Source organism: Kitasatospora sp. NPDC059812 (genome assembly GCF_042732075.1).
Taxonomy (GTDB): Bacteria; Actinomycetota; Actinomycetes; order Streptomycetales; family Streptomycetaceae; genus Kitasatospora.
This window is the reverse complement of sequence record NZ_JBHWIO010000108.1, coordinates 19,721-29,243: the sequence shown is the minus strand read 5'-3', so window position 1 is coordinate 29,243 and position 9,523 is coordinate 19,721. Positions and strand designations below refer to the sequence as shown.

At 75.9% G+C, this 9,523-nt stretch carries 8 protein-coding genes; 3 read left to right on the top strand and 5 right to left on the bottom strand.

Features of this window, described 5'->3' with window-relative positions; genetic code table 11:
* Positions 1–54: 54 nt before the first annotated feature.
* From ACFV6D_RS34605 to ACFV6D_RS34595, 3 genes are all read right to left on the bottom strand, one after another.
* Complete coding sequence (locus ACFV6D_RS34605) at positions 55–1,233, bottom strand: ROK family protein (RefSeq protein ID WP_063346257.1); 1,179 nt, start codon at positions 1,231–1,233, stop codon at positions 55–57.
* 247 nt (positions 1,234–1,480) lie between these two features.
* Positions 1,481–1,903, bottom strand: coding sequence for a hypothetical protein (locus tag ACFV6D_RS34600; protein WP_380434841.1), 423 nt, complete (start codon positions 1,901–1,903; stop codon positions 1,481–1,483).
* Between the two features lie 20 nt (positions 1,904–1,923).
* On the bottom strand, positions 1,924–3,531 hold the full coding sequence (locus tag ACFV6D_RS34595) for a hypothetical protein (RefSeq protein WP_380562749.1): 1,608 nt from the start codon (positions 3,529–3,531) through the stop codon (positions 1,924–1,926).
* Between the two features lie 278 nt (positions 3,532–3,809).
* Between ACFV6D_RS34595 and paaK the strand changes: the two genes are divergently transcribed.
* On the top strand, positions 3,810–5,186 hold the full coding sequence (paaK, locus tag ACFV6D_RS34590) for a phenylacetate--CoA ligase PaaK (protein WP_380562747.1): 1,377 nt from the start codon (positions 3,810–3,812) through the stop codon (positions 5,184–5,186).
* 134 nt (positions 5,187–5,320) lie between these two features.
* Here paaK and ACFV6D_RS34585 read toward each other — a convergent pair whose 3' ends face one another.
* Positions 5,321–6,049, bottom strand: coding sequence for a hypothetical protein (locus ACFV6D_RS34585; protein WP_380562745.1), 729 nt, complete (start codon positions 6,047–6,049; stop codon positions 5,321–5,323).
* 124 nt (positions 6,050–6,173) lie between these two features.
* Entirely contained in the window at positions 6,174–6,803 is a 630-nt protein-coding gene (locus ACFV6D_RS34580; RefSeq protein ID WP_380562743.1) for a hypothetical protein, read from the bottom strand.
* Between the two features lie 135 nt (positions 6,804–6,938).
* Between ACFV6D_RS34580 and ACFV6D_RS34575 the strand changes: the two genes are divergently transcribed.
* Together ACFV6D_RS34575 and ACFV6D_RS34570 are read left to right on the top strand one after the other, a co-directional pair.
* Positions 6,939–7,616 (top strand): response regulator transcription factor, encoded by a 678-nt coding sequence (locus tag ACFV6D_RS34575; protein ID WP_063346253.1) that lies wholly within the window; start codon positions 6,939–6,941, stop codon positions 7,614–7,616.
* Between the two features lie 43 nt (positions 7,617–7,659).
* Positions 7,660–9,195 (top strand): ATP-binding protein, encoded by a 1,536-nt coding sequence (locus ACFV6D_RS34570; RefSeq protein WP_380562741.1) that lies wholly within the window; start codon positions 7,660–7,662, stop codon positions 9,193–9,195.
* The last annotated feature ends 328 nt before the right edge of the window (positions 9,196–9,523 follow it).

Here is a 9,523-nt window from a genome sequence, read left to right as displayed (position 1 = left end):
CCAACACCCAGCTCGCCGGCCTGCAGACCGGTCCCGGGCTGAGGTCCGGGCCCGTCAGGCGCGGCCGTTGCCGGTGGTCGGCGGGTCGACGGCGAACAGCTGGTCCTCGACGTGGTCGAGGGCGACGCGCAGCGCGCCCATCGCCACGACCTCGGAGCCGAGCGCGGCGAGCGCCACCTCGGGGGCGCGGAGGGTGAACTGGGCGAGGCGCTCGCGCAGCGGTTCCAGGACGCCGTCGAGGCCGGCCGCCCAGCCGCCGATCACGACGAGCTGCGGGTCGATGGCCAGGACGAGCGCGGCGACGCCCTGGACCAGGCGGGTGAGGAAGCGGTCCATGGCGACCTTCGCCACCTCGTCGCCCTCCCGTGCGAGCCGCAGGACGCGGGCGACGGCGGCCTCGTCGAGCGGGTTGAGCGGCTTGCCGGTGGTGGAGAGGAGGCGCTCGGGGGTGACCTCCTGGCCGAGCAGGTGGAGGGCGCCGATCTCGCCGGCCGCCCCGCCGTGGCCGCGGTGCAGCCTGCCGTTGATGAGGGAGCCGGCGCCGGGGCTGAGGCCGGCCATGACGAAGACGACGTCGCCGGCGCCGACCGCCGCGCCCTGCCAGTGTTCGGCGATGGCGGCGAGGTTGGCGTCGTTCTCGATCAGGACGGGGCAGCGGAAGGAGCGCCGCAGCCGGGCGCCGAGGTCGAGACCGGTCCAGCCGGGCATGGCGGTGCCGAGTTGGATGGTGCCGTCGCGGTCGACGATGCCGGGGGTGCCGATGCCGACGGCCCAGAGGTTGTCGCGGGAGATGCCGGCCTTGCGCAGGACCTCGGCGACGGCGGTGCGGACGGCGGCGAGCCGGTCCTCGGCGTCCAGGGTCTCGTCGACCGGCTTGAAGTGACTGCCCACCACCTCGCCGGTGAGGTCGGCGAGGATGACGCGGATGTCGTGCACGCCGACCTCGATGCCGAGGATGTGCCCGGCCTCGGCGCGGAAGCGGAACCAGCGGGCCGGTCGGCCGCGCCGGCCGGTGCCGGGCTGGCCGTCCTCCTTGGGCTGGTCGACCTCGGCGACCAGCCCGGTTTCGACCAGACCCTCGATGACGCCCTCGACGGTCGGGCGGGAGAGCCCGGTCTCGCCGACGAGCTGAGTGAGGGTCACGGAGTGGCCGGTCCGCAGCGCCCGAAGCGTGACCGCCGCGTTGATCCGCCGCAGCAGCGAGGAGTCTCCTCCGGTGAGCCGATCCGCCAATGCGATGCCCTTCGCCGTTCGCGCGACTGCCCTGGCGCGCGGTGTCGAGTGCGCGGTGCCCACCGAATGGCCCGCGGGGGTGTGCCACCCTCGGAACGCGGCACGGCGGCGCGGGGCCGCCTGCGCCAGGGCCGGAGGACAAGCGGAGCCTACCCGGGGGTGGGCCCGGTGGGCGAGAATCCTTGCAGCTCATCCAGGCTTCGGTATCGAAATGGTACGCATCGGGTGGTGGTGCACGACCCGGGCTTCACGGCCCGGCCACGGGCCGCCCGCCGCCGGGCCGCCGGGACCGTACCGACCAGCGGGAACGGGCGGAGAGCAGCGAGCCGAGGCTCAGCCGGGAGCCGGCCGACAGGGCGCTGAGCACGGAGCCGGCCGACCCGAGGGACAGGACGCTGCCGGCGGACCCGACCGAGAGGACGCTGCCGGCCGACCCGATCGAGAGGACGGAGCCGGCCGAGCCGATCGACAGCACCGAGCCGACGGACCCGACGGAGGCGATCGAGCAGACGGAGGCGATCGAGGAGCGGGAGGCGATGGAACAGACGGAGGCCAGGGATGACAGGGAGGCCAGGGAGGCCTTGGACCGGAGCGACCGCGGCCGCCGCTGGGGCTGGAAGGGGCGCAAGGGCGGCAAGCGCCGCAGGAACTGCACGGGGGAGTCGGGCACGGCCCGATGGTAGCGGCGGCTCAGGGCATCCGCGCCGCGAACAGCCGCTGCCCGAGCAGTCCCATCGGGTGCCCGTCCTCGGGCAGCGCGAGGACGGTCGGGCAGCCGGCGGCGGTGAGGGCGGCCTGCCAGCGCTCGGCGGGGAGCGCCGGGAAGGCAGGGGCGGCGGGGGCGGCGGAGACCGCGGCGGCAGGGGAGGCAGGGGATCCCGGGGAGGCCGGGGAGCCGGCGCCGGCCTCGGCGTCCCCCGTGATCAGCAGGTCGAGCTGTTCGCCGGTGGGCGCGAGCAGCAGCAGCTGCCCGCCGGGCGCGAGCAGGTCGACCAGCTCCGGGACGGCGGTGTCCGGGTGGCCGGTCACGGTGGCGACGACGAGGTCGTAGCGGCCGCCGTCGGGCAGCTGGTGGTGGTCGGCGCCGGGGCGGGGCCGGGTGGCGAGGGCCCGGGTGACGGTGGAGTCGGCGTCGTCCTGGCCGAGTTCGAGGATGCGCAGCGGCTGTGGCCCGTCGTGGGTCTCGGCGAGGCCGCGGACCAGCGCGCCGAGGGCGGCGCCGAGGTAGCCGCGGGCGGCCGTCCAGCGGATCGGGGCGGCGGCCGGGCGGGGTGCCTCCTCGCCGGTGATCAGCCGGGGCAGCCGTAGTGCGCCGCGCCGGATCCGGTCCAGGGCGGCGACCGGGCCGAGCCCGTCGTTCCAGGTCTCGACGGCGGGCCGCCAGGCCTCCCGGACCTCGGCCGCGGTGAGTTCGGGTCGGCCGTAGTGGACGTCGTCGTGCCGGGTGATCAGGCCGTGTCGGGTGAGTGCGTCGAGCCAGCGGCCGACCCGGGGCCGCTGGGCGGGGGTGACGAGGGCGGCGGCGAGGATCTCGGCCTCGGTGTGTCCGCGCCCGGGGTCGGTGAGGACGCCGCTCTGCTGGAGGGTCAGCAGCAGTGCGGACAGGACGGCGTGGTCGAGGTGGGTGCCGAAGGCCTGGACCTGTTCGGTGGTGACGCCTATGGCGTGTTTCCAGGCGATGGCGTCGGCGGCGTCGGCGGCGGTGCGCAGTCGCCGGTCGGCGGCTTCGGCGTGGCTGTGCGGGGCGCGGACGTGGGCGAGGACGGCGCCGAGCGCGTCGACGGCGGCGTACACGTCGTCCTGCCGGGGTTCGGGGCCGACGTGCAGGACGAGCCGCAGGGCGCCGAGGTCGTGGTCGGCGAGGTCGGGGCGGCGGCTGAGGCGCCACAGCAGGGTGGAGGGGAGGCTGAGGTGGGTGGTGGCGCTGGCGGCGAGGTCGACGAGCTGTTGCTCGGGGTCCTGCCGGGGGTCGCCGCAGTGGACGGTGCCGCCGGCGAGCAGGGTGGCGAGGGCGAGTTCGACGGCGAGGTCGGTGGCGGGGTGGAGCACGGTGTGCCGGATGGGCGGCGGGCCGAGGACGCCCGCCCAGTGCCGCAGCCGCTGTTCGGCGGTGCGGGCGGCGGAGGGCGGCAGCGCGGCGTGGGCGGCGACGCGCTGGGCGAGGGTCCGGGGCAGGCCGCCCGGCGGGGAGACGCCGAGCAGCAGGCCGATGCCGCTGATCGCGCGCCCGTCGGCGACGACGGCGGGTCGGTCGCCGAGTTCGCGCAGCGCGCTGACCAGGGCGGGAGTCGTGGGCACGGTGATCACTCCGGGGTGCGGGGGAGAAACCGCACTACTGAACCACGCGGTCGGGCCGGGTGATGCCGTGCACGGGTCAAACTTCTGTAATGATTTTCATATCGGCCAGCCAAGGTGGGTGCCCGATCTCCACCCGAAGTGGTCGGAACTTCGCATTCCGGATCCGGTGTGCGACCCCTTGACAGCCGGTACGGGCGCTGGGTTACTTGGCGTGGGAGTCGTCCTGACCGAACGATCGGTCGGTGCACCCGTCCCGGCCGACCTGCGGAGGAGCGACGATGACCGGCAGCGCACCCGCCCCGAGCCCGTACGGCGAAGAGCCCGGACAGTGTGGCGAAAAGCCCGCCCGGCGCCTGGGCGAGCCGATCCCGCCCGCGCTGCTGGACGCCGGCGAGCGGATGGGCGTCGACGAGCTGCGTGTCCATCAGCTCACCCGCCTCCGGGCCACCCTGCGCCACGCGTACGACAACGTCGAGCTGTACCGCCGCAAGTTCGACGCGGCCGGCGTCGGCCCCGAGGACTGCCGCACCCTGGCCGACCTCGCCCGCTTCCCCTTCACCACCAAGGCCGACTTGCGCGAGGGCTACCCGTTCGGCATGTTCGCCGTCCCGATGGAGCAGGTCCGCCGGATCCACGCCTCCAGCGGCACCACCGGGCGCCCGGCCGTCGTCGGCTACACCGAGCACGACCTGTCGATGTGGGCCGACGTGGTCGCCCGGTCGATCCGCGCGGCCGGCGGCAGGCCCGGGCACAAGGTGCACATCGCGTACGGCTACGGGCTGTTCACCGGCGGGCTGGGCGCGCACTACGGCGCCGAGCGGGCCGGCTGCACCGTCATCCCGGCCTCCGGCGGCATGACGGCCCGGCAGGTGCAGCTCATCCAGGACTTCCGTCCCGAGATCATCATGGTCACCCCCTCCTACCTGCTCACCCTGCTCGACGAGTTCGAGAAGCAGGGCGTCGACCCGCGCACCACCTCGCTGCGCATCGGCATCTTCGGCGCCGAGCCGTGGACGGAGGAGATGCGGCGCGAGATCGAGGACCGGCTCGACCTGCACGCCGTCGACATCTACGGCCTCTCCGAGGTGGTCGGCCCCGGCGTGGCGCAGGAGTGCGTGGAGACCAAGGACGGGCTGCACATCTGGGAGGACCACTTCTACCCGGAGATCGTGGACCCGTTCACCGACCAGGTGCTGCCCGACGGCGAGGGCGGCGAACTGGTCTTCACCTCGCTCACCAAGGAGGCGCTGCCGGTCATCCGCTACCGCACCCGCGACCTCAGCCGGCTGCTGCCCGGCACCGCGCGGCCGGCCTTCCGGCGGATGGAGAAGGTCACCGGGCGCAGCGACGACATGATCATCCTGCGCGGGGTGAACGTCTTCCCGACCCAGATCGAGGAGGTGCTGCTGCGGACCCCGGGCGTCGCGCCGCACTTCCAGCTGCGGCTCACCCGGCAGGGGCGGCTGGACCACATGACCGTCCGGGTTGAGGCGAGGCCGGACGCCCCGGCCGAGCAGCGGGCGGCGGCGCGGGAGGCGATCGTCCGGGCGGTGAAGGACGGGGTGGGCGTCACGGTCGCGGTCGAGGTGGTGGAGCCGTACGCGCTGGAACGCTCGGTCGGGAAGATCCGGCGGGTGGTCGACGAGCGGGGGTGAGGCCGGAGGGGCCCACAGTCCTGGGGCCTGGGTGAGCGTGGGGGCCCAGGGGCGTGGGGCCTGCGAGGCCGGAGGCGTAGGGCTGTCCGGGGGGTGATGCCCTACGCCTCCAGCGTCTACAACAATGTAGACGGTCAGGCGGCGGAGCGTCCAGCCGCCCTCCGCCGCCGGCGCGCCCGGGCCGCCAGGCCGAGGGCGGCCACCATCAGCACCGCCAGTGCCAGGCTCACCGGGCCGGTGCCCAGCCCGAGGCCGCCCCGGTCGGCGCCCACGCCCAGCCAGTCCGCGAACGAGGCGCCCAGCGGCCGGGTCAGCACGTACGCCCACCAGAACCCGGCCACCGGGCCCACCCAGCGGGCCCGCGCCGCCACCGCCGGGACGGCGATCAGCACGGCGAAGCCCAGACCGGCCAGCAGGTACCCGGCGCGCAGCGTGGCCGCCGTCAGATCGCCCAGCGCCGTGCCCAGGGCGAAGGTCAGCAGCACCGCGGCCCAGTAGAACAGCTCCCGGCGCAGCCCGGTCACCCGGTCGATCGCCAGCGAGCCCTCCACCCGGTGCCAGAGCACGAACAGCGCGGCCAGCGCCACCGCCAGCCCGCCCGCCGACACCGCGTACGGCACGCCCAGCGCGACGTGCGCGACATCGGCGACCATCGTGCCGAACACGCTGACCAGCACCACCACCGCCCAGTACACCCCGGGCACGCAGCGGCGCAGCCGCAGCTGGACCAGCAGCGCCACGGCGAGCAACAGCCCGGCCGCCGCAACCGCCGGCACCGGGCCGACGGTGTGCGCCAGGAAGTCCGACAGGGTCTCGCCCATGCCGGTGGTCAGCACCTTCACCAGCCAGAACCAGCCGTCCACCGCCGGGACCTTGCTGGCCCCCGCCGGGGCTCCCTCGGCAGGGGTGCCCCCGGCCAGGGCGTCTGGGCGGGCCGCGACCCGTGTCATCGTCGCGGCCCGGGCCGTCGTCGCGTGCCGGGCCACGTCAGCGCCCGGACCCGTCGACGACCGTGTTCCCGGTCAGCTCACCGCTGGCGCCGTCCACGGTCACCAGGTGACGCACGCCGTCCGGGCCCACGACCACCACGGCCCAGGCGGCGGAGCCGCCCTGCTGGGCGACGCGCCGCAGCGACTCGGCCCGCCCGCCGGGGACGGCGCCCTGCGCCTTCTCCAGCGCGGTCGAGGCGGCGAGGGAGGGGAGCGGGGCGGGGGCGGTCCGGCCGCGCTTGGCGTGCCCCTCGCCCCGGTCGCTCCCGACGCTCCCGGCGCTCCCGTCGTGCGCGGTGCGGCCGCCGTTGCGGCCACCGTGCTCGTCGGACGAGCCGCCCTCGGCCCGGCTCAGCCCGCGGTGGTCCCCGCGCCCGTGCTCCTCGTGCGCGACCGCCAGCGCCACCAGCCCGCCCGCGCCGATCAGCGCGACGGCGGCCACCCCGGCGGCGATCCGGCGCTCCCGTCCGCCCGCCCAACCGCGCAGCCGCGCCGCCCGGGGCCGCTTCGACTGCGCCTGCGCCTGCCGGGTCGGCTGCGCCTGCGAAGCCTGCTCCGGGTCCGCCGGGTCCGCCGGGCCTTCCGGGTCCTCCGGGAGCGGGGTGGTGGACGACGTGGCGTCGCTCATCGGGCGTTCTCCTTGCCTCGGCTGCTCAGCGCGCCCGGATCCCCCCGGGCGCGCCCGGCGATCATGGCGGACCGTTCCTGAACCCCCGCTTAAGCCGCCGACGGACCGCGCGGAACCACCTGGCACCCTGAACGGATGCACATACTCGTCGTCGAGGACGAACGCCGGATGGCCACCGCGCTGCGCCGCGGCCTGGAGGCCGACGGCCACACCGTCGACACCGCCCACAACGGGCCCGAAGGCCTCGCCCTCGCCGACCGCCACCCCTACGACGTGATCGTCCTCGACATCATGCTGCCCGGCCTCAACGGCTACCGGGTCTGCGCCCGGCTGCGCGCGAGCGGCTGCCGGGCCGGGATCCTGATGCTCACCGCCAAGGACGGCGAATGGGACGAGGCGGAGGCCCTGGACACCGGCGCCGACGACTACCTGTCCAAGCCGTTCTCCTTCGTCGTGCTGCTCGCCCGGCTGCGCGCCCTGCACCGCCGGGTCGACCAGCGGCGCCCGCGCCTGCACACCCTCGGCGACCTGGTCCTCGACGCCAACGCCCGCACCTGCGTCCGGGCCGGCCACCCCACCCAGCTGACCGCCCGTGAGTTCGCGATCCTGGAGTACCTGGCCGCACGCGCCGGGACGGTGGTCTCCAAGCGGGAGATCCTCGACCACGTCTGGGACGCCGACCACGACGCCGACCCGAGCATCGTCGAGGTCCACATCCACGCCCTGCGGCGCAAGATCGACGCCCCGTTCGGCCGCGCCGCCCTCCAGACCATGCGCGGCGCCGGCTACCGGCTCGCCCCCGACGGCGGCTGAGATGCGCCCGCGCCCGCGCCCGTGCCCGCGCCGGCTCCTCGCAGTGCTGCGCCGCCTCCTCACCCCGATACGCGGCCTCCCCACCCCGCCGCGCCCGCCGCGCCGCCCCGGGCTCCCGCGCCCGCTGCGCCGCTTCGTCCCCCGGTCCGTGCGCGCCCGGGCCACCGCCGCCGCCGGTACGGTGCTCGCCGCGGCCCTGGCCCTGGCCGGCGCCGGACTGCTGACCGCCCTGCACGCCGACCTGGTCGCCTCCGCCGCCTCCGCCACCCGGCAGCAGGCCGAGTCCGTCGCCCAACTCGCCGTCCAGGGGCGGCTGACGCCCGTCCTGCACGCCGGCCACGGCACCGACTTCCTCCAGGCCGTCGACGCCCATGGCACCGTCCTCGCCGCCAGCCCCAACCTGGCCGGCCGGACCGCCCTCACCGCCGCCCACCGCACCGGCTCGCGCACCACCGACGACGTCGACCCGCTGTACGACCACCACCGCCAGCGGCTCACCGCCGTCACCGCCGACACCCCGGGCGGGCCGGTCACCGTCTACGCGGGCGCCTCGTTGCGCGCCGCCGACGAGGCACTCGACACCACCCAGGCCGCGCTCGCCGTCGCCTGCCCGCTGCTGCTGCTCATCGGCGTGGTCGTCACCTGGCGGGTGACCGGGCACGCGCTGCGGCCGGTGGAGGCCATCCGCGCCGAGGTCGACGCGATCACCGGGCGGGACCTGCACCGGCGTGTCCCCGAGCCCGGAACCGCCGACGAGATCGCCCGCCTGGCCGCCACCATGAACGCGATGCTCGACCGGCTGGAGGCCTCCGGACGGCGCCAGCGGCAGTTCATCGCCGACGCCTCGCACGAACTGCGCAGCCCGCTCGCGGTGCTGCGCACCCAGTTGGAGGTCGCCGACACCCACCCCGACCCGGCCGTCCGGGCCGAACTGGTGCACGGCGCGCTCCAGGACACCGACCGGCTGCAGAGCCTCGCCACCGACCTGCTGCTGCTCGCCCGGCTCGACGCGGGCGGCGCCGAGGACCGGCCCCGGCAGCGGATCGACCTCACCGGGCTGGTCGCCGCCACCGTGCTCGGCCGCCCGGCCGGCCCGCACCGGCGCACCACCGACCTGGCCCCCGCGGTGGCCGTCGAAGGCATTCCTCTCTGGCTCGGCCGGCTGCTCACCAACCTGCTCGACAACGCCGACCGGCACGCGGCGGGCGCCGTCCACGTCCGGCTCGCCGCCGACCGCGCCCGGGGCGTGGCCGTCCTGGACGTCGAGGACGACGGCCCGGGCATCCCGCCCGCCGACCGTGAGCGCGTCTTCGAACGCTTCACCCGCCTCGACGACGCCCGCAGCCGCGACGAGGGCGGCAGCGGCCTGGGCCTGCCGATCGCCCGCGACATCGCCCGCCACCACGGCGGCACCCTGGCCGTCACCCCGACGCCGTCCGGGGCCCGGCTCACGGCGACCCTCCCGCTGGCCGCCGTCCCGCCGGCCCCCGACCCACTGGCCCCCGCCCCGGGGCCTGCCGTCCCGCCAGCCTCCGCCTCGCGGACGCCTTTTGACGGACACCCGCCGACGGAGGTCTGAGACCCATTCGGCGCACCGGGATCGTGGTCGCGGCCGAAGGTTCCCAGACTCGAACGAAAGAGGGGTGGACCCAACCAATCGGAAAGGCATCCTCATGAGCATCGGGCTGCGCCGCGTCCTCGCGGTGACCGCAGCGATTTCCCTCGGCCTGGGCGCGGCGTCCTGCGACAGCGCGACGCAGTCGTCCAGCGGCGGCTCCGGCGGCGGAGCGGCGCCCCCCCCCCCCCCCCCGCGCGCCGCCCGCGGGGGGGCGGGGCCGCGCCGCCCGGGCTGGGCCGCGGACAGCTCAGGACGCAGAGACACACGGAGGAAGTGAGGAGTGAATATA